This window comes from Pseudomonas ovata, from assembly GCF_003131185.1.
In the GTDB taxonomy this organism is placed as follows: domain Bacteria; phylum Pseudomonadota; class Gammaproteobacteria; order Pseudomonadales; family Pseudomonadaceae; genus Aquipseudomonas; species Aquipseudomonas ovata.
Genome location: NZ_QFFU01000067.1, coordinates 1 through 572, shown reverse-complemented (window position 1 = coordinate 572; position 572 = coordinate 1). Strand labels below are relative to the sequence as shown.

Annotated in this window: 1 protein-coding gene; it reads left to right on the top strand. The window is 62.9% G+C overall.

Going from position 1 to position 572, the window contains the following annotated elements; genetic code table 11:
* On the top strand, positions 1-572 hold a 572-nt coding region (locus tag DGA31_RS29470), incomplete at both ends, for an AMP-binding enzyme (protein ID WP_152035100.1).

Here is a 572-nt window from a genome sequence, read left to right as displayed (position 1 = left end):
CCGGCCCTCACAGCGGAGCGCTTCGTGCCTGACCCGTTCGGGCAAGCCGGCGAGCGGGTCTATCGCAGCGGTGATCTGACCCGTACACGGCCCGATGGCGTGGTCGATTATCTGGGTCGCGTCGACCATCAGGTGAAGGTGCGTGGTTTCCGTATCGAGCTGGGAGAGATCGAGGCGCGGCTGCTGGAGCAGGATACAGTGCGCGAGGCGGTGGTTCTGGCCCAGGAGACGCCAGGCGGCAAGCAACTGGTGGGCTATGTGGTGCTGGCGCAGGAGATTGGCCTGGCGAGCGACGAAGTCTTGTCCAGGCATCGTGACGCACTGAAGGCTGCGCTCAAGTCGAGCCTGCCGGACTACATGGTGCCTGCATATCTGCTGTTTCTGGACGTTCTGCCGCTGACACCGAACGGCAAGCTGGATCGCAAGGCCTTGCCGTCACCGGATGCAAGCCTGTTCCAGGCGTCGTATGTCGAGCCGGGTACGGTGCTGGAGCGACAAATCGCGGCGATCTGGGCTGATGTGCTGAAGCTTGAGCAGGTGGGGCTGAACGATAACTTCTTCGAGTTAGGGGG